Source organism: Streptomyces noursei ATCC 11455 (assembly GCF_001704275.1).
GTDB classification, from domain to species: Bacteria; Actinomycetota; Actinomycetes; order Streptomycetales; family Streptomycetaceae; genus Streptomyces; species Streptomyces noursei.
In genome coordinates, this window is the sequence record NZ_CP011533.1 from 4,229,777 (window position 1) to 4,252,667 (window position 22,891).

A 22,891-nucleotide genomic window follows, 5' to 3' on the forward strand; every position below is an offset into this window, starting at 1 on the left:
CCCTCGGGGATCTCGCCGGCCGGCCGCCTGTCCCGCCGGTCGTCGTCGCGCGTCGGGCCGGGTGTCGGCGGGCCGCCGACGGTGTGGCCGGCGCGCGTCGCCCGCCTGCGTGAAGGCCGTCGCTCGCCTTTCAGAAGTCTAGGGACGGGGCGGCGGGTGCGCCTCCCGCGGCATTGCCCATTGACGGAGTGAGCACTCACTCCGTACCGTGGTGACATGTCGCCCACCACCTCTTCCGCCGAGAGCAAGCCGCCGCGCCGCCGGGCCCCCGGCATGAGCGTCGAACAGCGGCGAGCCATGATCGTTTCCGCCGCCCTCCCTCTGATCGGGGAGCACGGGGCGGCCGTCACCACCAGTCAGATCGCCCGCGCCGCCGGGATCGGCGAGGCCACGATCTTCCGTGCGTTCAAGGACAAGGACGAGTTGCTGGACGCCTGCGTGGCCGAGGCCGTGGGCGTCGATCACGTGCTGCGCGAACTCGCCTCCGTCCCCCTCGACCAGCCGCTGGTCACGCGGCTCACCGAAGCCGCCGAGGCCCTCTGCGCCCACATGGAGCGCATGGGCACCGTCGTCAGAAGCCTCTACGCCACCGGGCACCGCCGCGAGCGCGGGCTCCCGCCGGGGACCCGGGCGGACGGCGCTCCGCCCGAGGACGCCCGGACGCGGTCCTTCCACGCCATGCAGGACGCCGTGGTCGAGCTGATCGAGCCGGACCGGGAGGTGCTGCGACTGAGCCCCGAGCGGGTCGCCGCCGCCTTCCTGGGGCTGCTCTTCAGCCGGCTGCCCTCGCCCGCCGGCCCGGGCCACAGCCCCCTCACCACCGAGGAACTCGTCTCCGTGCTGCTCCGCGGCACCCTCACCGACCCCGGGAGCGCCTAATGCCCGTCAGCCTCAACCACACCATCGTCCCGGCCACCGACCACCGCGCGGCGGCCCGCTTCTTCGCCTCGGTGATGGGCCTGCCGGAGCTCCCGCCGGCCGGCCGCGACGGCCACTTCGCCCCGGTCCGGGTCAACGAGACGCTCACCCTGGACTTCATGGCCGTCCCCGACCCCGAGGGCCACCACCTGGCCTTCGACGTCGATCCCGAGACCTTCGACGGGGTCCTCGCCCGCCTCCGGTCGGCCGGCATCCCCTACGGCAACGCCCCGGACCACCTGGACAACGGCCGGATCGACCACCCGCTGTGCCCCCGCGGCCTGTTCTTCGTCGACGCCGACCGCAATCTCTACGAGGTGATGTCGCCGGCATGAGACCAGCGGCGGTGGGGCTCCCCCGTCGGCCCCACCGCCTCACCCGCCGGCGCACCGCTCGGGCGCGCCGGCCGGTGGTCTCACTTGCCGACGAAGGTCAGGCTCCCGGCGTCGTACCGGGTGCCGGCGACCAGGCCGGCCGGGGCCGCGGCGTCGATGGCGCCGAGCTCCTCGGCGGAGAGCCGCACCTCCAGGGCCCCGAGGTTCTCCACCAGGTACTTCTGGCGGCGGGTGCCCGGGATCGGCACGACGTCGTCGCCCCGGTGCTGCACCCAGGCCAGCGCCAACTGGCCTGCGGTGACGCCCTTCTCGGCGGCGAGCTCGTCGAGCTTCTCCACGATCGCGAGGTTCTGCTCCAGGTTGCCGTCCGCGAAGCGCGGCTGGGTGCGGCGCACATCGGACTCCGACAGGCCCTCGACCGAGGTGTAGCGCCCCGTCAGGAAGCCGCGGCCGAGCGGCGAGAACGGCACCAGGCCGATGCCGAGCTCGCGGCAGACCGGGGCGATCTCCTCCTCCAGATCGCGGGTCCACAGCGACCATTCGCTCTGCAGCGCGGCGATCGGGTGGACCGCGTGGGCCCGCCGGATGGTCTCCGCGCCCGCCTCGGACAGGCCGAGGTGGCGCACCTTGCCCGCCGCGACCAGCTCGGCCATCGCGCCGACGGTCTCCTCGATCGGCACGTCGGGGTCGACCCGGTGCTGGTAGTAGAGGTCGATGTGGTCGACGCCGAGCCGGCGCAGCGAGGCGTCGCACGCCTGGCGGACGTAGGCGGCGTCGCCGCGGATCTCGACCGGCTCGCCGAGCCGGTTGGCGAAGCCGAACTTGGTGGCCAGCACCACCTCGTCGCGCCGCCCGGCGACCGCCCGGCCGATCAACTCCTCGTTGTGGCCCGACCCGTAGAAGTCGGCGGTGTCCAGGAGGGTGACGCCGAGGTCGAGCGCGTGGCGGATGGTCGCGATCGACTGGTCGTCGTCCGAGGCGCCGTAGCCGTGGCTCATCCCCATGCACCCGAGCCCCTGCGCGGACACCGCGAGTCCCCCGAGGTGACGGGTGGGAATCTCCATCATGTTGCTGCCTCCTGGTGCGTACGACGAACGGGACGGGAGGGGGCGGGAGGCCCAGTGCCGCCGCCCCTCGATCCGTTCACGACGGTATGAGTTGGAGCGCGCTCCAAGTCAACTGATCTACGGGGCGGCCCTCGTCACGGCTCCCTCGTCGCAACTCGCTCAGCGCGTCCTCCCCGTCGCAGCCTCCCCGTAGCAGCCTCCCCGTCGCGGCCTCCTCATCGCTGTTTCCTCGTCGCGGTCCCCTGATCGCCGCGGCGCCGGGTCAGCCTTCGGTGCCCGCTATGGCCCGCAGGGCCCGGCAGTGCGCGGCGAAGGCGGCCCGGCCGTCCGCCGTGAGGGCGAGCCAGGTGCGCGGGCGCTTGCCGACGTATCCCTTGGTGACGGCGACATAGCCGGCCTTCTCCAGGGTGGCGACCTGCCGCGACAGGACCGAGTCGCTCACCTCGACCGTGTCGCGCACGAACGCGAACTCGGCCTTCTCCGCGGCGGCCAGGGTCGCCACGATGGAGAAGCGGACGGGGGCGTGGATGACCTCGTCCAGCCCGTGGCGCGGGTGGCTTCCGGGCGGCGGGGCGGCCCCGTCCGCCGGGGCGGCATCCGAGGCCGCCGGCGTCGCCTCGTGCGTCTCCGTCACTTCCGGGCCTCCAGATATCCGCCTATCAGGCCCGGCAGGGAGACCACCACCGCGCCGGGCACCCACCAGGACGCATCCCCCCGGAAGAAGACCAGTCCGAGCCACAGCACCGCGGAGTAGAGCAGTGCCCAGGTGCCGATCAGGATGCCGTGCCAGCGGCCGAACCCCCGCCGGGCGACGGGCTGTCGGGCCGCGTAGACCGAGAGCGCGGCGATCGTGGCGACCCAGCCCCCGCTGCCGATCGCCGGCCCGAACGGGGCCTTCACCAGGCCGATGACGAGCACCAGCAGACCGGCCGCGCAGCCGTAGACGACTTGGTACCGCACGTACCACGCGGTGCGCTTGCGGACCATCGAACTCAGCTCCTGCGCGCGGGCCAACGCGGCCGCCGCGTCGCTGGATGCGTACTCCCCCATGTCCGTCCCCCTCATCCGTCATGGCGAGCGAGGTCTTCGCTCACTCATTCGACACTCATCATGCTGACAAGAACTTTCCAATCTGACAAGTACTTTCCGGCTGCTCTTCGCGAGCGGGCAGACGCCGCCCGCGGCACGAACGCGAACGCGAACGGCACCGGGACGCCCCCTCCTGACTGTCGATCACCTGGTCGGGTACTGTTGCCCCGGCCGTCGGCGCCCGACGTGGTGCCGGCCCGCGTCCGTTCCGTGCACGCGCCCGCTCCAAGGAGGTGAGACCGATTCCCCGCCAGACCAGGCAGGTGCTCCCGTCTCACGTCCGTGCGTCCACCCGACTTAGGTGACCGCCCGACATCCGTGACCCGGGAAGCGCCCCTCGGCATCCCGAAAGGCTCACCACCATGTCGTTGCCCCATCCGTCTCCCAAGTCCCTTGCCGAATCGGGCACTTACTCCTCCGCCGAGACGGCGGAGCCGTCCCGTTCCGCCGTCGTCACCCGACTCCGCGCCGCCGGCTGCGTCTTCGCCGAGGACGAGGCCGCGCTCCTGATCGCCGCCGCCCCCACCCCGGACGACCTCGCCGCCCTGGTGGAGCGGCGGGCGGCCGGCCATCCCCTGGAACACGTCCTCGGCTGGGCCGAGTTCGGAGGGTTGCGGATCGCCGTGGACCCCGGGGTCTTCGTGCCGCGCCGCCGCACCGAGTTCCTGCTCGGCCAGGCCGTCGCCCTCGGACGCCGGCTCTCCGGGCGGACCGGGCGGGCTGGGCGGCGCATCGTGGCGGTGGACCTGTGCTGCGGCTCCGGCGCGGTGGGGGCCGCGCTGGCCGCGGCGTTGGGCGGCGTCGAACTGCACGCCTGCGACATCGAACCGGCCGCGGTGCGCTGCGCCCGCCGCAATGTCGCAGCCGCCGGCGGCCGGGTCCACGAGGGCGACCTGTTCGCCCCGCTCCCCGTCCACCTCCGGGGACGCATCGACGTCCTGACGGCCAACGTCCCCTACGTGCCCACCGAGGAGGTCGGCCTGTTGCCGCCGGAGGCCCGCGAGCACGAGCCGCTGGTGGCGCTCGACGGCGGCGCGGACGGGCTCGACGTGCTGAGGCGGGTGACCGCGGCGGCGCCGCGGTGGCTGGCGCCGGGCGGCCACCTACTGATCGAGACCGGCGAGCGCCAGGCAGCCCGGGCCGTGGAGACCTTCCGGCGCGGCGGGCTGATCCCCCGGGTGGCCGCCTCCGACGAGCTCTACGCCACCGTCGTGATCGGCACCCGCCCGCCCGACCCGACCCGACCGACCGGAACGCCCCGTCCGACCGGGACGACCGACCCGACGGGGACGACCGACCCGACCGGGACGAAAACCGCTTAAGCATCGTCCGCGGCAGGCCGTACGGTGAGCCCATGGCCTCGATGAGCTACGACCGCCACTGTGCCGAAATCGTCGCCCAGACCGCCCTGTTGAGGACCCGGCTCGACGATGCGGACCTCTCCGCGCCGGTTCCCACCTGCCCCGGTTGGACGCTCGCCCAGTTGGTGCGCCACCTCGGCGGCGCCCACCGCTGGGCCGAGACGATCATCCGGACGAGGGCGGCCGACCCGGTCCCCGACGACCTGGTCAACGACGTCTCCGGTCACCCCGACGTGGACGCGGTCACGCTCGGCGCCTGGCTCACCGACGGCGCCGAGCGGTTGGCCGACGCCCTGCGCGCCGCCGGCCCGGACGTCCCGGTGTGGACGGTGGCCCCGGGCGGCACCCCGGCCTTCTGGGCGCGCCGGATGACGCACGAGACGGTGGTCCACCGCGCGGACGCCGCCTTCGTGGCCGCGCGGGCCCCCGGCGGATCCACCGGGGCCGACCGCCCGTTCGCCGTCGTCGAGGACGTCGCCGTGGACGCGCTCGACGAGTGGATGTCCTTCGGCTCCCTGCCGGTGGTGCGGGAGACCACGCCCCGGATCGCCGATTTCATGGGCCGGGGCCACACCCTCCGCTTCCAGGCCACCGACGCCGCCCCCGAGGCCGTGGCGGACTGGCTGATCGCCCTCGAAGCCGACGCCCTCACCTGGCGCCGGCCGTCCTCCTCCGCGCTCTCGCCCCCGCTCGCGCGGGCAGGCGCCCCCACCGCCCTCGCCGCACCGGCCACCACCACCGTCCGCGGCGCCCTGAGCGATCTGCTGCTGCTCGTCTACGGCCGCATCCCCACCCGCGGCACCGCGCCCGCCCCGGTCGGTGCCGGCACCGGCCCGGTCGAGATCAGCGGCGACGTCCCGCTGCTCGACGCCTGGCTGCACGCCGTCAGCTTCTGGCTCAGGGAGTGAGGCGACGCGGGGAGGGGGGCGCGGGGCCGCTCCCCACCACGGCGTCGAACAGCGGCCAGCCGTCGAGCTCCCGCTCCCGCGCCCCGGCGGTCGTCGGCAGTCCGCCGCGCTCCCCCGAGCCCTCGGTCCGGTCGGGCAGGGCGGCGTCCCCCACCGCGGCGTCCAGCAACTTCCTTACGACGCCCGGCTCATGGAGGTTGAGCGACCGGCGCCGGTCGTCCATGACCGCGCCGGAGTGCAGAAAGCCGTCGGGGACGAAGCGCCCGGGGCCGGGGCGGAAGACGATCCGCAGGACCTCCCGCCTGCCCTCGCGGCGCAGGGAGAGCACCTCCCGGCACTCGGGGTGCCGGTGGCGCACGGTCCACAGCCAGCGCTGACCGCCCACTACGAGCCGGCGGGGCCGGTGTGTCTTCCGCATCCGCCCGACAATAGCCAGCCGGGAGCCCCGGCGGGAGTCCGGCGGGAGTCCGGCGGCAGCCCCTCAGGCGTCCGCCCACAGCTCCCCCCGGCGCTCCGCCACCACCGCCCCGATACGGGCCAGCGCCTCGGTGGCGGGCAGCGGTGCGGGGCGGCGGCCGTCGCGGAGACGGAGCGCGACGAGGTCGGCGGGGGCCTCCCGGGGGCCGATGACGGCCTGGTAGGGGACGTGCCGGGCGGCCCGGATACGGGCGCCGAGGGTGCCCTGCGCCGGCTCTGCGAGGGCGGCGCGCAGACCGCGTTCGAGGCACCGCCGCACGAGGTCGGCGGCCTGCGGCAGCTCGTCCTCGGAGAGCGGGAGCACCGCCAGCTGGACGGGGGCGAGCCAGGCCGGGAAGGCGCCGCCGTGCTCCTCGATGAGGTGGGCGACGGCGCGTTCGACGCTGCCGATGACGGCGCGGTGGACCATCACGGGCCGGTGCCGGGTGCCGTCGGGGCCCACGTAGGACAGGTCGAAGCGGCGCGGCTGGTGGAGGTCGACCTGGACGGTGGAGAGGGTCGCCTCGCGGCCGGCGCGGTCGGCGATCTGCACATCGATCTTGGGGCCGTAGAAGGCGGCCTCGCCCTCGACGGCCTCGTAGGGCACGCCGGAGGCGTCCAGGACCTCGGTCAGCAGGGCCGCGGCGCGTCGCCACATCGCGGGGTCGGCGACGTACTTGCCGCCCTCGCCGGGGAGCGAGAGGCGGTAGCGGGCGGCCCGGATGCCGAGGTCCGCGTAGGCGCGGCGGATCAGGTCCAGGGCGGCGCGGGCCTCGTCCGCGACCTGGTCGAGGGTGCAGAAGATGTGCGCGTCGTTGAGCTGGATGGCCCGGACGCGGGTGAGGCCGCCGAGCACCCCGGAGCGTTCCGAGCGGTACATCCCGCCCAACTCGGCGATTCTGAGCGGGAGTTCGCGGTAGCTGTGGGAGCGGGAGCGGTAGATGAGGGCGTGGTGGGGGCACAGGCTGGGGCGCAGCACGACCTGCTCGCCGCCGATGTCCATGGGCGGGAACATGTCGTCGCGGTAGTGGTCCCAGTGCCCGGAGATCTCGTAGAGCTCGCGCTTGCCGAGGACCGGCGAGTAGACGTGCCGGTAGCCGGCGCGGTGCTCGGTCTCGCGGATGTACTCCTCCAGGGCGTGCCGCACCGCCGCGCCGTCCGGCAGCCAGTAGGGCAGCCCGGCGCCCATCAGCGGATCGGTGTCGAAGAGGTCCAGCTCGCGGCCGAGCCGGCGGTGGTCGTGGACGGGGGTGGCGTTCATCGGGATCTCCTCGTGTGTCACGGGAGGAGCGAGTGACCACACGGCGAAGCCCCGGGGCACTCGCCCCGGGGCTCTACGACTCGATGGTCAGCAGTCAGCGCGCCGGGACTCTCTCCGGCGTCGTCGTGAAGGACAGACCAGCGCGCTGCATGCGGCAGACGGTAGCAGCGCGCCACCGGGCCCGCACGGCATTTCTCACCCGATGATGTGCGGCAGGAACCGCGCGTACCCGTCGGTGACCAGGCCGGCCGACTCCCGGATGCCGAGCCCGGCCGCCTCGTCCTCGACGACCCAGGCGCCGAGCACCACCCGGTTGCCGTCGAAGTCCGGCAGCGGCGCCAACTCCTGGTAGCAGCACGGTTCGTCGCGCCGGACGGCGGCGGATCCCGCCGGGTGGACGGTGACCCCCTCGCCCTCTCTTCCCAGCAGCGGCTTGGCGACGTAACCGGGGCCGGCGGCCAGGTCGTGGGGGCCGTCCAGGTGGGCGGCCAGGAGGTTGGGGTGGCCGGGGAAGAGCTCCCAGAGGATCGCCAGCAGCGCCTTGTTGGAGAGCAGCATCTTCCAGGCGGGCTCGATCCACAGGGTGGAGCCGGTGGCGCCGCCGTTGTCGAGGGTGTCCAGGACGTGCGGGCCGAAGCCGTCGGAGGCCAGCCACTCCCAGGGGTAGAGCTTGAAGCAGGCCCGGATGAAGCGCAGCCGCTGGTCGACGAAGCGGCCGGAGAGCCGGTCCCAGCCGATCTCCTCCATGGCGATCGCCTCGGTCGCCAGGCCGGCCTGTTCGGCCGTCTCCCGCAGGTAGGCGACGGTCATCAGGTCCTCGCCCAGCTCGTCGGCGGCCGAGTGCGCGAAGTGCAGCGGGGCGCCGGGCGGCAGCAGCGCCGCCTGCCGCTTCCAGGCGTCCACCAGCCGCTCGTGCAGCGAGTTCCACTGGTCGGCGGCCGGGAACCGGTCCTCCATCCAGAACCACTGCGGGCTGGCGGCCTCCACCAGGGAGGTGGGGGTATCGGCGTTGTACTCCAGCATCTTGGCCGGGCCGTCGCCGTCGTAGCGCAGGTCGAACCGGCCGTAGACGGAGGGGAGTTCGGCGCGCCGGTGCCATGCCTCGGTGATCCGGGCGGCCAGGCGCAGATCGGTGACGCCGAGGTCGGCGAACCGGTCGTGGGCGACGATGTGCTCGGCGGCGGCCAGGCACATGCCGTGCAGCTCCTCGACGACCCCTTCCAGCTCCTCGATCTCGTCGGCCGAGAAGGAGTAGTAGGCGCTCTCGTCCCAGTAGGGGCGCAGCGAGTCGTCGGGGTACCGGGTGAGCGGGTAGATCAGGCCCTGGGCCTCGACGAGGGCCTGCCAGTCGGGGCGGGGCTCGATGGTGTGGCGGCGCATCGCGTGGTCAGCCGCCCGAGGAGCCGTGCCCGGAGCCGAAGCCCCCGCGGGTGACGGCGCCGCTCTTGTCGAACGTGCCGCCCTTGACGTAGCGGCCGGAGCCGCCGGACCCGTAGTACCAGCGGCCGGTCGTGGTGGTGCCGGACGTCCCCTTGGCCGGCGAGCACTGGGCCGCGCTGACCACCCGGTAACCCAGGGCGCTGTCGTAGCTCTTGGGGTCCACGCAGCGCTTGTCCGGTTCCGATCCGCAGGAGGTGAGGGCCGCGGCGAGCGCCCCCATGCCGCCGAGGACGACGGCGCCGGAGCGCAGCCGTCGCCGTGTCTGTCCTGATTCCGTCTTGTGTGCCATGTCTGACGCCCCCGTCCGGCCGTACGCGAACACGCATTTGCCCGCCCACCCTAGGTGTCCACCCCGGCCGGCGATACCGCGGGCGGGTACTCGTTTTCCGCCACCGGACACCCCCCCGGGGCACCGTGCGCAACCGCCCCCGACATGGTGCGCGCCACTATTGCTAGCACTTGCTTGCAATAGTTAGCGCTACCGTGCAGTATCGAGACATGGCCTCTCTCAATGTCGGCAATCTCGGCGAGTTCCTGCGGGAGCAGCGGCGCACCGCGCAGCTGAGCCTGCGGCAGCTGGCGGATGCCGCGGGGGTGTCCAACCCGTACCTCAGCCAGATCGAGCGCGGTCTGCGCAAACCGAGTGCGGAGATCCTCCAGCAGCTCGCCAAGGCGCTGCGGATATCCGCCGAAACGCTGTACGTCCAGGCCGGGATCCTGGACGAGCGGCGCAGCCCGGACGGCGCCGGGGTGCAGACCGCGATACTCACCGACCCGTCGCTGAACGAGCGGCAGAAGCAGGTCCTGCTGCAGATCTACGAGTCCTTCCGCAAGGAGAACGGACACGGCGGCGACCCGGACGGCGACACCGCGCACCGGTCCGACGACGGACCCGAGGACGGGGACGACCCCCACGAGCCAGAAGCCGACGGCGGCCCGCACGCCACCTGAGCAACCCCAACGTTTCCAGGAGGAACCACGTCATGGCCATCACCACCGATGACCTCCGCAAGGCCCTGACCGACGCGACCCCGCTGTACGCCCTGGCCGGTACCGCCGACCTGGCCGCCGAGAAGCTCGGCGAGGTGCCGCAGCTGGTCGAGAAGATCAAGGCCGAGGCGCCCAAGCACTTCGAGTCGGTCCGCAGCACCGACCCCAAGGACATCCAGGCCCTGGTCACCAAGCAGGCCAAGGAGGCCCAGGAGAAGCTGACCGTGCTGCTCGGGTCGCTCGACGGGGACCTGAAGAAGTTCCGCGACCAGGCGCAGGAGCTGGCGCTGCGCGGCGTCGGCCGGGCCGCCGAGGTCGCCGTGCAGGCCCGGGAGACCTACGACGAGCTGGCCGAGCGCGGCCGGGGCGCGGTGCAGAACTGGCGCGGCGGCGCCGCCGAGCAGGTCGAGGAGCTGGCGGTGGCGATCGAGCCGGAGCCGGCGCCGAAGGCCGAGGCCAAGAACGGCACCGAGACCGGCGGCCGGGCCAAGACCGTGCCGGCCACCGGGGCCCGCACCGAGGCCAAGGCCACCGCCTCGACCGAGCCGAAGACCGCCGGGGCGAAGAAGCCGACCGCGTCGCGCAAGCCCGCGGCGGGCCCGGCGAAGAAGAGCACCCCGCCGTCGTCCGCGAAGTGAGCCGCCGGTGAGCGGTGGCCTTCGGGCGGGCCGGGCACTTCCCACGTGCCCGGCCCGTTGTCCGGGTACGGTGGGGCCTTCAGGAGCCACACGAACCGCGATGACAGACCGAGTTTCCAGGGCGAATGGCTGACGGCAGGTGGACGGCGTGCTGATTTACGGATTCCAGAGCATTCTGAGCTGGGTTCAGCTCGGCCTCGGCGTCTACTCCGCCGTGATGCTGATCGACGCGGCCGTCCGCCGCGAGGACGCCTACCGCGCGGCCGACAAGCAGAGCAAGCCGATGTGGCTGATCTTCCTGGGCATCGCCACCGCGCTGATGTTCCTGCTGCCGCTGCTGTCGTTCCTGCCGATCATCGGCATGATCGCGGTGATCGTCTACACCGTCGACGTCCGCCCGGCGCTGCGCGCGGTGGCCGGCGGCGGCCGCGGCCCGCGCCGCGGCTCCAGCTCGGACGGCCCCTACGGCCCGTACAACGGCGGTCGCTGAGGCCGGTCGGGCCCGACTCCGCTCCGGGCCCGGCCGGGCCCGGAGGCCCGCGCGGCCTACCGCCGGTCCAGCAGCAGGACCGCCACGTCGTCCGTGAGCTCCCCGCCGTTGAGGGCCCGGACCTCCCGCACCGACGCCTCCAGCAGCTCCTCGCCCTGGAGGCCGCTCGCCATCTGACGGGCGACGAGTTCGGTCATGCCCTCCTGGCCCAGGCGCCGGTTGCCCTCGCCGATGCGGCCCTCGATGAGGCCGTCGGTGTACATCAGCAGGCTCCAGGCGGGGCCCAGCTCGACCTGGCGGCGCGGCCAGCGGGCCTCCGGCAGCAGGCCGAGCGCCGGGCCGCCGAACTCGTACGGCAGCAGCTCGGGCGGCTCCCCGGCGCGGGCCAGCAGCGGCGCGGGGTGGCCGGCCAGGCACACACCGGCCCGGTGGCCGTCCTCGGAGATGTCGACGGTGCACAGCGTCGCGAAGATCTCGTCGTCGGAGCGCTCGTTCTCCAGCACCTTCTGGAGCGTGGCCAGCAGCTCGTCGCCGTAGAGCCCGGCGAAGGTCAACGCCCGCCAGGCGATGCGGAGTTCGACGCCGAGCGCGGCCTCGTCGGGGCCGTGGCCGCAGACGTCGCCGATCATGGCGTGCACGGTGCCGTCCGGGGTGCGGACGGTGTCGTAGAAGTCGCCGCCCAGCAGGGCGCGGCTGCGGCCGGGCCGGTAGCAGGTCGCGAAGCGCAGCTCCGAGCCGTCGAGCAGCGGCGTGGGCAGCAGGCCGCGCTCCAGGCGGGCGTTCTCCTGGGCGCGCAGCCGGGACTCGGTGAGCTGGCGCTGGGCGAGGTCGGCACGCTTGCGTTCCACGGCGTAGCGCACCGCGCGGCTGAGCACCTTGCCGTCGAGCTCGTCGCGGAAGAGGTAGTCCTGGGCGCCCACCCGCACCGCGTCGGCGGCCCGCTCGGCGTCCGTCTCGCAGGTGAGCACGAGGACGGCGTGCGAGGGCGCCATCCGCAGCACGGCCCGCAGCACGGCCAGTTCGTCGCCGGGGGCGCCCGGGGCGTCGGCCCGGGAGTGCGCGGGAGTCCCCGCCGGAGCGAAGCGCGTCGGAGATCCTTGGGGGAGCTCCTCGCGGCCGTGCGGATCGGCGGGAGTGAGGTCGAGCAGGATGCAGTGCACGTCGTCGGTGAGCAGCCGCTCGGCCTCGGTGAGGTTGCGGGCGGTGCGCAGCCGGACCTTGCGGCCGGCCCAGTCCCACATCTCCGGGACGTGGCTGTTGGGGTCCTCGCCGATCAGGAGCAGGGTCAGCCCCTGGGCGGGCTGCGACGCCGGTTCCGGGGAGGCGGCGGCCGTCGGGTCCTCGGGTGTGGCGGAGGACACGTCGTCGGCCACGTCGGCGGACGCATGACCGGACGCCGGGCGGGCAGCAGCCCATCCGGCCGGAAGTCGACGGTCCGCGGCCGGCCGCGGCAGCTCGGCCGCCGGCAGGTCCCGGGGCAGCGGCGCGGAGTCGACGGAGCCGTGGGACGCCTCCAGGGGCGCCGCCTGCGGCGGAGCGGAAGCCTCCGGGCAGCCCCCGTGCGCGGGCATGCCGACGGCGGCGGCGCGGGCGGTTTCCGCGCAGCCGTGGTCCACCGGTCCTGCCTGGTGCGGCAGCACGGCCGTCCGCTGGTGCGGTACGGGTACGGGCATCGGTCTGCTTCCTTCCCTCCCCCGAGGGGCGCGGTGGGGTACCGACCGGTACACCACCGTGCTCGGCGCGACCCTTGCTCGTCGGTCGGCTGAGCGGGGGCTACCGGGCATCGAAGGGCGACCATAGCGTCCGGACCGCCGCGCACGGAATGCCCTTTGGCACGCGGCCTTCGTCATATGCCGGTACGGATAAGCCATTTCACCTGGGGCGGCATGGAAGGGGAATGACGAACATCACCCCCGGCGAGCGCATTCCGCTACCAGATCACTACGGAAGGGCATCTTTCGGTCGATCCCACGGCCTGCCCTACGAAATTGAACAATCCGGCCGCGGGCCGTCGTCCGACAATGCCGCGCATCCGCTCGAAAGGAACGGAATGCGCGGAATGGGCACCCGAAGAATGTCCGGAATCACTCCGTACGGCCTTGGGCGGGCGCGTGGGAACGGACACCGCGCACCCACCGGCTCAGTCGGCGGTGCCCCCGTCCGGGCGGACGACGCCGAGGATCGGCATCGAGCCGGCGCCCGTGATCGTCACCTGCCGGCCCGGCCTCGGGGCGTGCACGATCGCGCCGTCGCCGAGGTACATCCCGACGTGGCTGGCATCGGAGAAATAGATGATGAGGTCGCCCGGACGCATATCCTTGAGCGGCACCCGGGGCAGCACTCGCCACTGCTCCTGCGAGGTCCGCGGAATCGTGTGGCCGGCGGCCTGCCAGGAGCGCAGGGTCAGCCCGGAGCAGTCGAAGGTGTCCGGGCCCACGGCGCCCCAGACGTAATCCTTGCCGATCTGCGAAGTGGCGTACGAAATAGCCTTCTTGCCCTGCTCGGACGCTTTGTTGCTGATGTCTTTGAGTACGCCGGAGTCGAGCCATTTCTGCTGGGCCAGCAGCGCCTGGTCGTCCTCCAGTTTCCGCAGCCGTTCCTTTTCCTTGGCGGCCAGCCGGGATTCCAGTTCTTTCGCCGCGTCGATCTTGTCGTTGATCTCCTTACGGGCGGCGTCCTTCTTCTTGCGGTTGGCCTCCAGCTCCTCCCAGCGGTGACTGGCGTCCTCGGCGTAATCCTGCAAGTCGCTTTTGAGGTGCGTGAGTTGACTGATCACGCCCTTGACGGCCTGTTGCCCCTTGCGGGCGAGATCGGCATTGGCGAGAAAGATCTCCGGGTCGGCGCTGAGCACCAGCTTCGCCTCGGGGGGAATGCCCCCGGTGCGGTACTGGGCACTGGCCAGCGCGCCGGCCCGGCGCTTCAGGGCGGCCAGCCGCTGCTGGGCGGCGTCGATGGTGCGGGCCAGCTCGACGATCTTCTTCTGCTGGAGCTGGACCTGCTCCTCGGCGGCGTTGTACTCCTCGGTGGCCCGCTCCGCCGTGCGGTAGAGGCCCTCGATCTCCTTGCGCACCTCGTCGAGGTGGCGGGCGTCGCCCCCGGGGGGCGGCGTCGGGGCCGGGGTCCGCTGCGCCGCCGTCGCCGTCCCGCCGAGCAACCCCGTGGCACAGAGCACGACCGCGGTGCAGACCGCCAGCCGACCGCCCCGTACGCCCCGTACGCCCCGCCCCGCACCTGCGTCCCGAACGCCCTGTTGTGCCCCCTGGCTCCCCACCAGTCACCTCCGGTCGTTCCGCACCGATTCGCGTGCTCGTCTCGGCGCGGATGCTGCCATACCGGCCGGTAATTCGACAGGGCGACGGGCCGTTTCGCGGGAGGGAAGGGGAGAGGTCCGAACGGAATACAGCGCTCCGGGCGGCGCCGCCCAGCGGAACCGGGCGCTCCACGGCGCCGTTCCGCGACCGCGCCCGCGGACCGCACACGCCCCGGCGGCGACCGCACGCGCCCACTCCGCGCCGCACTCAGCCGACGGCCGAGGTTCACCGTGTGTTCACTCCCGTCCATCGGCTGCTTCACCTGATCTGCCTAATTTCGGCCGTACCGAGGGTGCCGCGCGCCGTCAGGCAACGCGACCGCGCCCCCATCCGTCACCACCCGCACGCCGAGGAAACGGCGCGCACCAGGAAGGAACTCTCGACAGTGAAGCTTCAGCGCAAGAACCGGGTTCGCGCCCTCGCCGTTGGCGCTCTCGCCGTCTCCGGTGCCCTGGCCCTGACCGCGTGCGGCTCCGACAACACCAGCGGCGGCAGTGGCGGCAGCGGCAGCTCCGCCAAGGCGGCCAACATCAAGTGCGAGGGCAAGGGCAAGCTGCTCGCCTCCGGCTCGTCGGCGCAGAAGAACGCCATGGACGTCTGGGTGCAGAACTACTCGGGCGCCTGCCAGGGCACCGAGATCAACTACCAGCCCACCGGCTCCGGTGCCGGCGTCACCACCTTCCTCCAGGGCCAGACCGCGTTCGCCGGTTCCGACTCGGCGCTCAAGCCCGAGGAGATCACCAAGTCCAAGGCGCTCTGCAAGGGCGGCCAGGCGATCGACCTGCCGATGGTCGGCGGCCCGATCGCGGTCGGCTACAACGTCCCGGGCGTGGACAACCTGGTGCTCGACGCGCCGACCCTGGCGAAGATCTTCGACTCGCAGATCACCAACTGGAACGACGCCGCGATCAAGAAGCTCAACCCGGGTGCCAAGCTCCCCGACCTGAAGATCCAGGCGTTCCACCGCTCCGACGACTCGGGCACCACCGACAACTTCACCAAGTACCTCAAGGCCGCCTCCGGCGGTGCCTGGAAGCACGAGCCGGGCAAGAAGTGGGAGGGCACCGGCGGCCAGGCGGCGTCCGGCTCGGCCGGCGTCTCCTCGCAGGTCAAGCAGACCAGCGGCGCGATCTCCTACTTCGAGCTGTCGTACGCCACCTCCGGCAAGATCCCGACGGTCAAGATCAACACCGGCGCCAAGGTCCCGGTCGAGGCCACCGTCGACAACGCCTCCAAGGCGATCTCCGAGGCCCAGCCGGCCGGCCAGGGCGCCAACGACCTGGCGCTGAAGCTCAACTACGCCACCAAGGCCGAGGGCGCGTACCCGATCACCCTGGTGACCTACGAGATCGCCTGCGACAAGGGCAACAAGGCCGAGACCCTGCCGGCTGCCAAGTCCTTCCTCACCTACGTCTCCAGCAAGGACGGCCAGGACGCCCTCAAGGCCCTCGGCTACGCCCCGCTCCCGACCGAGATCGCCGACAAGGTCCGCAAGACCGTCGCGACGCTCTCCTGACCCGCCGGCGGCGGCCCCGGTCCCCCGGGGCCGCCGCCCATCCGGTGCACCGCCGCGCCGGAGCCCCCCAGGGCTCCGCAGACCGGAGAAACCCATGGACTACTCCACATCGCCACTATCCGAAACACCGCCACCGCCACCGGCCGCCGCCTCGGTGTCCGGCCGGACGGTCCGCCCGGGTGACCGGATCTTCCTCGGGCTCTCCCGGGGCTCCGGCATCGCCCTCCTGGTGATCATGGCCGCCATCGCGGCCTTCCTCACCTACCGCTCGGTGCTCGCCATATCCGGCGACAAGAGCAACTTCTTCACCACCCTCGACTGGAACGCCACCGGCACCGAGCCCAAGTTCGGCATCGCGGTGCTGGCCTTCGGCACGGTCGTCAGCTCGGTGATCGCGATGGCCATCGCGGTACCGGTCGCGGTCGGCATCGCGCTGTTCATCTCGCACTACGCACCGCGCAAGCTGGCCTCCCCGCTGGGCTACGTCATCGACCTGCTCGCCGCCGTCCCCAGCATCGTCTACGGCCTGTGGGGCGCGCTCTTCCTCGTGCCGCACCTGAGCGGCCTGTACGGCTGGCTGAACGACTACCTCGGCTGGACCGGGATCTTCAGCTACGGCAACGGCGCCGCCCGTTCGCTGTTCACCGTCGGCATCCTGCTCGCGATCATGATCCTGCCGATCGTGACCAGCGTCAGCCGGGAAGTCTTCCTCCAGGTCCCGCGGATGCACGAGGAGGCCGCGCTGGCCCTCGGCGCCACCCGCTGGGAAGTCATCCGGATGTCGGTGCTCCCCTTCGGCCGCTCCGGCGTCATCAGCGCCTCCATGCTCGGCCTGGGCCGCGCGCTGGGCGAGACGATGGCGGTCGCCACGGTCCTCTCCCCGAGCTTCCTGATCAGCGCCAGCCTGCTGGACCCGGGCGGCGGCACCTTCGCGCAGAACATCGCCAGCAAGTTCAGCGAGGCCGACACCTTCGGCCAGGACGCCCTGATCGCCTCCGGCCTCGTCCTCTTCGTGATCACCCTGCTCGTCAACGGCGCCGCACGGCTGATCATCGCCCGCCGCAAGGAGTACTCGGGGGCCTCCTCATGACCGTCGCCACCAGCCACCGCCACCGCAAGGTCGCCGGGTCCCGCCCCCCGCTCGCGCTCCAGCAGTCCCGGCTGCCCCGCTGGACCCTGCCGGTCCTCGCCCTGGTCGCCGTCGGCGCCGGCTGCGGCATCGGCCTGGCCGCCGGCCTGGACTCGACCGTCCAGTGGGGCCTGATCGCCGCGCTGCTCTTCGTCGTCGTGACGTTTCTGCTGACCACGGCCGTCGAGGGCACCCGCCAGGCCAAGGACCGGCTGGCCACCAGCGTCGTGTGGACCGCCTTCCTGCTCGCCGTGGTCCCGCTCGCCTCCCTGCTGTGGGAGACCGTCGCCCGCGGCACCAAGGTCCTGGACGGCTACTTCCTGTCCCACTCGATGGGCACGCTCCCCGACGCGCTGCCGGGCGGCGGCGTGTACCACGCGATCATCGGCACTCTGGAGCAGGTCGGCCTGGCGACCCTGATCGCCGCCCCGCTCGGCCTGCTGACCGCGATCTACCTCGTCGAGTACGGCCGCGGCAGGCTCGCGAAGGTCGTCACCTTCTTCGTGGACGTGATGACCGGCATCCCGTCGATCGTCGCCGGCCTGTTCGTCCTCTCCGTGTGGATCCTGATCCTCGGCTTCGGCCCGTCCGGCTTCGCCGGCTCGATGGCCCTGGCGATCCTCATGATGCCGGTCGTGGTCCGCTCCACCGAGGAGATGCTCAAGCTCGTCCCGAACGAGCTGCGCGAGGCGTCCCTGGCCCTCGGCGTCCCCAAGTGGCGCACGATCCTCAAGGTCGTCCTGCCCACGTCGATCGGCGGCATCACCACCGGCGTGATGCTCGCCATCGCCCGCATCACCGGCGAGACCGCCCCGGTGCTGCTGCTGGTGTGGGGCGCCAAGACGATCAACAACAACCCCTTCGACGGCGCCCAGCAGTCCCTGCCGCTCTACGTCTTCCAGCAGTGGCAGCAGGGCTCCGACGCCTCCTACGACCGGGCCTGGGCCGCGGCACTCGTGCTGATCGCCTTCGTCATGGTCCTCAATCTGGTGGCCCGCGGCATCGCCCGCTGGAAGGCCCCCAAAGCCGGCCGCTGACCGAGCCGCGAACAGAAAGAAGCAGTGATCCCCATGGCCAAGCGAATCGACGTCAGCGGCCTGAACGCGTACTACGGTGCCCACAAGGCCATCGACGACATCTCCATGACCGTCGAGCCCCGCTCGGTGACCGCCTTCATCGGCCCCTCCGGCTGCGGCAAGTCGACCTTCCTGCGCACCCTGAACCGGATGCACGAGGTCACCCCCGGCGGCCGCGTCGAGGGCAAGGTGCTGCTGGACGACGAGAACCTCTACGGCGCCGGCGTCGACCCGGTCGCCGTCCGCCGCACCGTCGGCATGGTCTTCCAGCGCCCCAACCCGTTCCCGACGATGTCGATCTTCGACAACGTCGCGGCCGGCCTCCGCCTCAACGGCAAGTACCGCAAGAGCGAGCTGAAGGACATCGTCGAGCGCTCCCTCAAGGGCGCCAACCTCTGGAACGAGGTCAAGGACCGCCTGAACAAGCCCGGCTCGGGCCTGTCCGGCGGCCAGCAGCAGCGGCTGTGCATCGCCCGCGCCATCGCGGTCGAGCCGCAGGTGCTGCTGATGGACGAGCCCTGCTCGGCGCTCGACCCGATCTCCACCCTCGCCATCGAGGACCTGATCGGGGAGCTCAAGGAGCGCTTCACGATCGTCATCGTGACGCACAACATGCAGCAGGCCGCGCGCGTCTCGGACCGCACGGCGTTCTTCAACCTCGCGGCCGTCGGCAAGCCCGGCAAGCTCATCGAGATCGACGAGACCGAGCGGATCTTCTCCAACCCCTCGGTCCAGGCCACGGAGGACTACATCTCCGGCCGCTTCGGCTAGGCCGTCGAGCCTCCCGTCGGCCGCCCACCGGTGTCCTGCGGTGCTGCATGGCGGTGCCACCGCAGGACGAAGGGCCCGCCCCCTCGATCAGGGGGCGGGCCCTTTCGCCGTCCTACGGGTGTCGGCTCCCGGCCGTCAGCCGAACGCCAGCTTGATCAGCCAGAACGCCAGACCGGCGACCAGCGCCGCGGCCGGCATGGTGATGAACCAGCCCATCACGATGTTCTTGGCCACGCCCCAGCGCACCGCGCGCGGGCGCTTGGTCGAGCCCACGCCCATGATCGAGGCGGTGATCACGTGCGTGGTGGAGATCGGCGCGTGGAACATGAAGGACGCCACGTACATCACCGAGGCGGACGTGGTCTCCGCGGCGAAGCCCTGCGGCGGGTCCAGCTCGATGATCCGCCGGCCCAGCGTCCGCATGATGCGCCAACCGCCCGCGTAGGTACCGAGCGACATGGTGATCGCGCAGGCCAGCTTGACCCACAGCGGAATGGCGTCGTCGGCCTTCTCGACATCGGCGATGACCAGGGCCATCACCACGATGCCCATGGTCTTCTGGGCGTCCTGCAGGCCGTGCCCGAGTGCCATGCCCGCGGCCGAGACGGTCTGCGCTATGCGGAAGCCGCGCTTGGCCTTGTGCGGGTTGGCCTTCCGGAACAGCCACAGGATCACGACCATCACGAGGTAGCCGAGCACCAGCCCGATCACCGGCGAGATGAACATCGGCAGGACGACCTTCTCGACCACGCCGGACCAGATCACCTGCGTCCCGCCGGCCAGCGCCGCCCCGACCATGCCGCCGAACAGCGCGTGCGAGGAGGACGACGGCAGGCCGAAGTACCAGGTGACGAGGTTCCAGACCACCGCGCCGAGCAGCGCGGCGAAGAGGATGCCCATCCCCTTGTCGCCGTGCGGGGTCGCGATCAGCCCCTCGCTGACCGTCTTGGCGACGCCGCTGCCCAGGAAGGCACCGGCGAGGTTCATCACGGCCGCCATCGCCAGCGCGGCGCGCGGGGTCAGGGCCCGCGTCGAGACCGAGGTCGCGATCGCGTTCGCCGAGTCGTGGAAGCCGTTGGTATAGGTGAAACCGAGTGCGACCGCAATGGTCACGACGAGTGCGAAGGTGTCCATGGCTGAGGGCTCAGGACTCCTTGACCGCGATGGTCTCGACGGTGTTGGCGACGTGCTCGAAGGCGTCCGCCGCCTCCTCCAGGATGTCCACGATCTGCTTGAGCTTGAGCACCTCGATGGCGTCGTACTTGCCGTTGAAGAGGTGCGCGAGCAGCTTGCGGTGGATCTGGTCGGCCTGGTTCTCCAGGCGGTTGACCTCGATCCAGTACTCGGTGAGGTTCGACATCGTGCGGAGGTTCGGCATGGCCTCGGCGGTCAGTTCGGCCGCCCGCGCCAGCACCTCGATCTGCTGCTCGATGCCCTTGGGGAGCTCCTCGATCTTGTAGAGGACGACCAGGTCGACGGCCTCCTCCATGAAGTCCATGATGTCGTCGAGCGACGAGGCGAGGGCGTAGATGTCCTCGCGGTCGAACGGCGTGATGAACGAGGAGTTCAGCTGGTGGAAGATCGCGTGCGTCGCGTCGTCCCCCGCGTGCTCCGCCGCCCGCATCCGTTCGGCGATCTCGGCCCGTGCGGAGGCGTCCGCCCCGAGCAGTTCCATCAGGAGCTTGGAGCCGGTGACGATGTTGTCGGCGGACGCCGCGAACATGTCATAGAAGCTCGTCTCCCTGGGGGTCAGACGAAAGCGCACGTGTAATCCTCGGGGTACAGCGGATTCGGTCGAGTTGATGCTAGGCGCATCATCCAGCCACAGCTAACCGGCATTCCTTCAGTGTCGCCCATCGGGCAGCATGCTCTGCACGGGGTACCGCGGGTGCCCGCAAACTTCGGTACGATATACCCGCCGGGGGTATACGGATCGCCTCAATACCACGGGAGATGGCCATGACGACCACGGACGCGGGCACCAGCGGCGGCACCGCAGCCGCCGCGGCCTGCCACGGCCCCCAGTCGGAATCCGACCCCCGCCTCGGAGCCGGATCTGTGACCGATACCGCTGCGGAGAGTCCGGCACCCGGCGGCCACGGCTACGCCAAGCAAAAGGACGCGCACATCAAGCGACTGCGCCGCATCGAGGGCCAGATCCGCGGCCTCCAGCGCATGCTCGAAGAAGACGTCTACTGCATCGACATACTCACCCAGGTCTCGGCGAGCACGAAGGGCCTGCAGTCCTTCGGCCTGCAACTGCTGGAGGAGCACCTGCGGCACTGCGTCGCCGACGCGGCCGCCAAGGGCCCGGACGCCATCGACGCCAAGGTCCAGGAGGCGACCAAGGCCATCGAGCGGATGCTGCGGAGCTGACCGCGGAGCCGGTCGAGACCGTCCGCCGGGCGCGTCAGGGCGTGTCCGGCGCCTCCCGGTCGGCCCCGTCCCCCCGCGGGGGTCCGGCCACGTGCAGCAGTTCGTCGATCCGGTCGGTACTGAGCCGGTCCTCGCTCGCGGCCGCCGCCGCGATCATCAACTCACCGGTGAGGTCGATCTCGGCGAGGGCCACCTGGTCCTGAACGGTCGGATGGCGATGGGCGGGCACGTCCGACACCTCCTCCCTTCGAGCGCCTTCCCACGCCGCGGTGGTTACCGCCAGCGTAGGGAGGGCCGCCCGCCCCGCACATGGCACGGAAGGACCATTTCCGGTCCGCGAGTCCACCGGGGCGCCCTACGAGGACGCCGAGGCGATCTTCCCGGTGTAGATGTCGCGCCGGTCCGGCAGCCGCACCACGACCTTGGTGCCGAACCCGTACAACTCGGTCGTGGAGACCACCGGCGCCCCCTGCGGCACACCGTTGGCGAAGCGGAACCGCTGGCGGAGCTTGCGCAGCCGCCCGGCGGTGTCCACATACGCGTCGAACGGCACCACGACGGTGGTGAACCCTTTTTCCGCCGCCACCAGCGCGGGCCTGCTGCGCGCCGACGCCACCCCGGCGGCCACGGCCAGGTCGGTCGTGCCGCGGTAGTGCCGCACCAGCACACCGCCCAGCCGCTCCTCCCCCTGGTACGCCACCTCCCGCGCGCCGCGCAGCAGTTCGGCGGCGGCCAGCGGATCGGTCGCGCCACCGGTGACCAGATTCCCGTCGGACAGCGTCGCGGTGTCCACCCGCACCCACTTGTCGGCCGGCACCCCCGCCCCGCGGTTCTTCATGAACAGCGCGCCCGGCGCCAGGATCTCGGTGATCGGCTGGTGACCGCCGCTGGGCTTGCCCTTCAGATCCGGCAGCACCATCCGCAACTGCCCGCTGGCGGCCGCGAAGTCGTAGCCGCCGGCGCCCCGGATCGCCACCCGCGTCCCACCGCTGACCGTCTCCATCGCCGTCCGCAGCTTGGCGGTCCCCGCCCGGACCAGCGCCTCGGCGCTGCGCCGCAGCTGCACCGCGGCCGCCACCCGCCCCGGCACCACCTGGTCGTCGGCCGCGGCCCCGTCCGGTGAACAGCCCGCCGTCGCCAGCAGCCCCGCCATCAGCCCCGTCCCGCACGCCACGGCCGCGGCGACCGTCCCGCCTCGTCTGTCCTGCACCACCATGCGTACGAGCCCCCTCGGCCGCTGTGTTCGGGACCGCCTGGGCCGGCCGGTCCGCTCGGGACGGTCGGACGTCCCGCCCCCGCTCCTCCGACGGTGCGTCGACCGATCCGTTCAACGACCGTTACGGGGGCTCGTCACGCAACGGGCCGTGCGGCGCGTAGCGTGGGCGGGTGCCCGAACAAGCCCCCCACCGCACGTTCACCACCGAGCGCGGCTCGTTCTGCCTGGCCCGCTGCGCGTGCGGCTGGACCGGGATGGCCCGCCGCGCCCGCTCCCAGGCACGCACCGACGCCGAGCGCCACCAGGCGGACGTGCACAGCGGCCCTGACGCCGCCCCGGAGCGCCCCGTGGAATGACCCGGTCCGTTCCGGGAACCCACCACCCCCCGCGCCGCATCTGGGTAGTGAGGGACACAACGGCACCACGCGGCAACGGACTTCACTCGGGTACCGGACGGCACGGCACGACGGGGGCGTGCCCGGCCCACCCCGCCCGGTGCGGTGTCCCGGCACAGCGCCCCGCGCCCACCGGCCGGACGACCGG

Annotated in this window: 26 protein-coding genes; 13 read left to right on the plus strand and 13 right to left on the minus strand. The window is 72.1% G+C overall.

Features of this window, described 5'->3' with window-relative positions:
- The first annotated feature begins 297 nt into the window (after positions 1–297).
- Both SNOUR_RS17660 and SNOUR_RS17665 read left to right on the plus strand, forming a co-directional pair.
- Complete coding sequence (locus tag SNOUR_RS17660; RefSeq protein WP_174717965.1) at positions 298–879, plus strand: TetR/AcrR family transcriptional regulator; 582 nt, start codon at positions 298–300, stop codon at positions 877–879.
- Complete coding sequence (locus SNOUR_RS17665) at positions 879–1,253, plus strand: VOC family protein (RefSeq protein WP_067348180.1); 375 nt, start codon at positions 879–881, stop codon at positions 1,251–1,253. The genes SNOUR_RS17660 and SNOUR_RS17665 overlap by 1 nt, the downstream gene beginning before the upstream one ends.
- A gap of 80 nt (positions 1,254–1,333) precedes the next feature.
- On the opposite strand, the gene SNOUR_RS17670 is transcribed toward SNOUR_RS17665, so the two are convergent.
- The 3 genes from SNOUR_RS17670 to SNOUR_RS17680 all read right to left on the minus strand — a co-directional run bounded on the left by SNOUR_RS17670 (position 1,334) and on the right by SNOUR_RS17680 (position 3,370).
- Positions 1,334–2,320, minus strand: a complete 987-nt coding sequence (locus SNOUR_RS17670) for an aldo/keto reductase (RefSeq protein WP_067348182.1) — start codon at positions 2,318–2,320, stop codon at positions 1,334–1,336.
- 262 nt (positions 2,321–2,582) lie between these two features.
- Positions 2,583–2,954, minus strand: coding sequence for a winged helix-turn-helix domain-containing protein (locus tag SNOUR_RS17675; RefSeq protein WP_079142745.1), 372 nt, complete (start codon positions 2,952–2,954; stop codon positions 2,583–2,585).
- Entirely contained in the window at positions 2,951–3,370 is a 420-nt protein-coding gene (locus SNOUR_RS17680) for a hypothetical protein (RefSeq protein ID WP_067348185.1), read from the minus strand. The genes SNOUR_RS17675 and SNOUR_RS17680 overlap by 4 nt, the downstream gene beginning before the upstream one ends.
- Positions 3,371–3,771: 401 nt before the next feature.
- Here SNOUR_RS17680 and SNOUR_RS17685 point away from each other — a divergent pair, with 401 nt between their 5' ends.
- Both SNOUR_RS17685 and SNOUR_RS17690 read left to right on the plus strand, forming a co-directional pair.
- Positions 3,772–4,731, plus strand: coding sequence for a putative protein N(5)-glutamine methyltransferase (locus SNOUR_RS17685; RefSeq protein ID WP_079142746.1), 960 nt, complete (start codon positions 3,772–3,774; stop codon positions 4,729–4,731).
- 32 nt (positions 4,732–4,763) lie between these two features.
- Entirely contained in the window at positions 4,764–5,678 is a 915-nt protein-coding gene (locus SNOUR_RS17690) for a maleylpyruvate isomerase N-terminal domain-containing protein (protein ID WP_067348188.1), read from the plus strand.
- Here the strand turns inward: SNOUR_RS17690 and SNOUR_RS17695 are convergent.
- From SNOUR_RS17695 to SNOUR_RS17710, 4 genes are all read right to left on the minus strand, one after another.
- A complete protein-coding gene (locus tag SNOUR_RS17695; protein ID WP_067348191.1) occupies positions 5,668–6,096 on the minus strand; it encodes a hypothetical protein in 429 nt (142 codons plus the stop codon). The two genes, SNOUR_RS17690 and SNOUR_RS17695, sit on opposite strands and share 11 nt — an antisense overlap.
- Before the next feature lie 63 nt (positions 6,097–6,159).
- Positions 6,160–7,395 (minus strand): threonine--tRNA ligase, encoded by a 1,236-nt coding sequence (gene thrS, locus SNOUR_RS17700; RefSeq protein WP_067348194.1) that lies wholly within the window; start codon positions 7,393–7,395, stop codon positions 6,160–6,162.
- Between the two features lie 195 nt (positions 7,396–7,590).
- On the minus strand, positions 7,591–8,775 hold the full coding sequence (locus tag SNOUR_RS17705; RefSeq protein WP_067348197.1) for a glutathionylspermidine synthase family protein: 1,185 nt from the start codon (positions 8,773–8,775) through the stop codon (positions 7,591–7,593).
- A gap of 7 nt (positions 8,776–8,782) precedes the next feature.
- Positions 8,783–9,124 (minus strand): hypothetical protein, encoded by a 342-nt coding sequence (locus SNOUR_RS17710; protein ID WP_067348199.1) that lies wholly within the window; start codon positions 9,122–9,124, stop codon positions 8,783–8,785.
- A gap of 209 nt (positions 9,125–9,333) precedes the next feature.
- Here SNOUR_RS17710 and SNOUR_RS17715 point away from each other — a divergent pair, with 209 nt between their 5' ends.
- The 3 genes from SNOUR_RS17715 to SNOUR_RS17725 all read left to right on the plus strand — a co-directional run bounded on the left by SNOUR_RS17715 (position 9,334) and on the right by SNOUR_RS17725 (position 10,953).
- A complete protein-coding gene (locus SNOUR_RS17715; RefSeq protein ID WP_067348208.1) occupies positions 9,334–9,786 on the plus strand; it encodes a helix-turn-helix domain-containing protein in 453 nt (150 codons plus the stop codon).
- Positions 9,787–9,818: 32 nt separating this feature from the next.
- A complete protein-coding gene (locus SNOUR_RS17720) occupies positions 9,819–10,463 on the plus strand; it encodes a hypothetical protein (protein WP_067348211.1) in 645 nt (214 codons plus the stop codon).
- A 148-nt stretch (positions 10,464–10,611) separates the two neighbouring features.
- Positions 10,612–10,953, plus strand: coding sequence for a DUF2516 family protein (locus SNOUR_RS17725; RefSeq protein WP_174717879.1), 342 nt, complete (start codon positions 10,612–10,614; stop codon positions 10,951–10,953).
- 56 nt (positions 10,954–11,009) lie between these two features.
- On the opposite strand, the gene SNOUR_RS17730 is transcribed toward SNOUR_RS17725, so the two are convergent.
- Both SNOUR_RS17730 and SNOUR_RS17735 read right to left on the minus strand, forming a co-directional pair.
- Entirely contained in the window at positions 11,010–12,626 is a 1,617-nt protein-coding gene (locus SNOUR_RS17730) for a PP2C family protein-serine/threonine phosphatase (RefSeq protein ID WP_067348214.1), read from the minus strand.
- Positions 12,627–13,093: 467 nt separating this feature from the next.
- A complete protein-coding gene (locus SNOUR_RS17735) occupies positions 13,094–14,125 on the minus strand; it encodes a C40 family peptidase (RefSeq protein WP_312632620.1) in 1,032 nt (343 codons plus the stop codon).
- 524 nt (positions 14,126–14,649) lie between these two features.
- Between SNOUR_RS17735 and pstS the strand changes: the two genes are divergently transcribed.
- The 4 genes from pstS (at position 14,650) to pstB (ending at position 18,756) form a co-directional block, all read left to right on the plus strand.
- Positions 14,650–15,780 carry a phosphate ABC transporter substrate-binding protein PstS gene (gene pstS, locus SNOUR_RS17740; protein ID WP_067348215.1) on the plus strand — a complete coding sequence of 377 codons (1,131 nt, stop codon included), beginning with the start codon at positions 14,650–14,652 and terminating at the stop codon, positions 15,778–15,780.
- A 94-nt stretch (positions 15,781–15,874) separates the two neighbouring features.
- Positions 15,875–16,870 (plus strand): phosphate ABC transporter permease subunit PstC, encoded by a 996-nt coding sequence (pstC, locus tag SNOUR_RS17745; protein WP_067348221.1) that lies wholly within the window; start codon positions 15,875–15,877, stop codon positions 16,868–16,870.
- Positions 16,867–17,946 carry a phosphate ABC transporter permease PstA gene (gene pstA / locus SNOUR_RS17750; protein ID WP_067348224.1) on the plus strand — a complete coding sequence of 360 codons (1,080 nt, stop codon included), beginning with the start codon at positions 16,867–16,869 and terminating at the stop codon, positions 17,944–17,946. Before pstC ends, pstA begins: the two co-directional genes overlap by 4 nt.
- Positions 17,947–17,979: 33 nt before the next feature.
- Positions 17,980–18,756 (plus strand): phosphate ABC transporter ATP-binding protein PstB, encoded by a 777-nt coding sequence (gene pstB / locus SNOUR_RS17755; protein ID WP_067348227.1) that lies wholly within the window; start codon positions 17,980–17,982, stop codon positions 18,754–18,756.
- A 135-nt stretch (positions 18,757–18,891) separates the two neighbouring features.
- On the opposite strand, the gene SNOUR_RS17760 is transcribed toward pstB, so the two are convergent.
- Both SNOUR_RS17760 and SNOUR_RS17765 read right to left on the minus strand, forming a co-directional pair.
- On the minus strand, positions 18,892–19,890 hold the full coding sequence (locus SNOUR_RS17760; protein WP_067348230.1) for an inorganic phosphate transporter: 999 nt from the start codon (positions 19,888–19,890) through the stop codon (positions 18,892–18,894).
- 10 nt (positions 19,891–19,900) lie between these two features.
- Complete coding sequence (locus tag SNOUR_RS17765) at positions 19,901–20,521, minus strand: DUF47 domain-containing protein (protein WP_067348233.1); 621 nt, start codon at positions 20,519–20,521, stop codon at positions 19,901–19,903.
- 194 nt (positions 20,522–20,715) lie between these two features.
- Between SNOUR_RS17765 and SNOUR_RS48370 the strand changes: the two genes are divergently transcribed.
- The gene (locus SNOUR_RS48370) at positions 20,716–21,132 is read left to right on the plus strand and encodes a metal-sensitive transcriptional regulator (protein ID WP_067358448.1); all 417 of its coding nucleotides are present in this window, start codon (positions 20,716–20,718) and stop codon (positions 21,130–21,132) included.
- A 34-nt stretch (positions 21,133–21,166) separates the two neighbouring features.
- Here the strand turns inward: SNOUR_RS48370 and SNOUR_RS17775 are convergent, their stop codons facing one another.
- Together SNOUR_RS17775 and SNOUR_RS17780 are read right to left on the minus strand one after the other, a co-directional pair.
- Entirely contained in the window at positions 21,167–21,370 is a 204-nt protein-coding gene (locus SNOUR_RS17775; protein ID WP_039634044.1) for a hypothetical protein, read from the minus strand.
- Positions 21,371–21,487: 117 nt separating this feature from the next.
- Positions 21,488–22,348: an SCO4651 family lipoprotein gene (locus tag SNOUR_RS17780; protein ID WP_067348236.1), complete on the minus strand. Its 861-nt coding sequence runs from the start codon at positions 22,346–22,348 to the stop codon at positions 21,488–21,490.
- 170 nt (positions 22,349–22,518) lie between these two features.
- Here SNOUR_RS17780 and SNOUR_RS17785 point away from each other — a divergent pair, with 170 nt between their 5' ends.
- A complete protein-coding gene (locus SNOUR_RS17785; protein WP_067348239.1) occupies positions 22,519–22,704 on the plus strand; it encodes a hypothetical protein in 186 nt (61 codons plus the stop codon).
- Positions 22,705–22,891: the final 187 nt, after the last annotated feature.

Coding starts and splice junctions, on each gene's coding strand:
- SNOUR_RS17660 (WP_174717965.1), top strand. CDS start 298: ATGATCGTTTCCGCCGCCCTCCCTCTGATCGGGGAGCACGGGGCGGCC.
- SNOUR_RS17665 (WP_067348180.1), top strand. CDS start 879: ATGCCCGTCAGCCTCAACCACACCATCGTCCCGGCCACCGACCACCGC.
- SNOUR_RS17670 (WP_067348182.1), bottom strand. CDS start 2,320: ATGATGGAGATTCCCACCCGTCACCTCGGGGGACTCGCGGTGTCCGCG.
- SNOUR_RS17680 (WP_067348185.1), bottom strand. CDS start 3,370: ATGGGGGAGTACGCATCCAGCGACGCGGCGGCCGCGTTGGCCCGCGCG.
- SNOUR_RS17685 (WP_079142746.1), top strand. CDS start 3,772: ATGTCGTTGCCCCATCCGTCTCCCAAGTCCCTTGCCGAATCGGGCACT.
- SNOUR_RS17690 (WP_067348188.1), top strand. CDS start 4,764: ATGGCCTCGATGAGCTACGACCGCCACTGTGCCGAAATCGTCGCCCAG.
- SNOUR_RS17695 (WP_067348191.1), bottom strand. CDS start 6,096: ATGCGGAAGACACACCGGCCCCGCCGGCTCGTAGTGGGCGGTCAGCGC.
- thrS (WP_067348194.1), bottom strand. CDS start 7,395: ATGAACGCCACCCCCGTCCACGACCACCGCCGGCTCGGCCGCGAGCTG.
- SNOUR_RS17705 (WP_067348197.1), bottom strand. CDS start 8,775: ATGCGCCGCCACACCATCGAGCCCCGCCCCGACTGGCAGGCCCTCGTC.
- SNOUR_RS17710 (WP_067348199.1), bottom strand. CDS start 9,124: ATGGCACACAAGACGGAATCAGGACAGACACGGCGACGGCTGCGCTCC.
- SNOUR_RS17715 (WP_067348208.1), top strand. CDS start 9,334: ATGGCCTCTCTCAATGTCGGCAATCTCGGCGAGTTCCTGCGGGAGCAG.
- SNOUR_RS17720 (WP_067348211.1), top strand. CDS start 9,819: ATGGCCATCACCACCGATGACCTCCGCAAGGCCCTGACCGACGCGACC.
- SNOUR_RS17730 (WP_067348214.1), bottom strand. CDS start 12,626: ATGCCCGTACCCGTACCGCACCAGCGGACGGCCGTGCTGCCGCACCAG.
- pstC (WP_067348221.1), top strand. CDS start 15,875: ATGGACTACTCCACATCGCCACTATCCGAAACACCGCCACCGCCACCG.
- pstA (WP_067348224.1), top strand. CDS start 16,867: ATGACCGTCGCCACCAGCCACCGCCACCGCAAGGTCGCCGGGTCCCGC.
- pstB (WP_067348227.1), top strand. CDS start 17,980: ATGGCCAAGCGAATCGACGTCAGCGGCCTGAACGCGTACTACGGTGCC.
- SNOUR_RS17760 (WP_067348230.1), bottom strand. CDS start 19,890: ATGGACACCTTCGCACTCGTCGTGACCATTGCGGTCGCACTCGGTTTC.
- SNOUR_RS48370 (WP_067358448.1), top strand. CDS start 20,716: ATGACGACCACGGACGCGGGCACCAGCGGCGGCACCGCAGCCGCCGCG.
- SNOUR_RS17780 (WP_067348236.1), bottom strand. CDS start 22,348: ATGGTGGTGCAGGACAGACGAGGCGGGACGGTCGCCGCGGCCGTGGCG.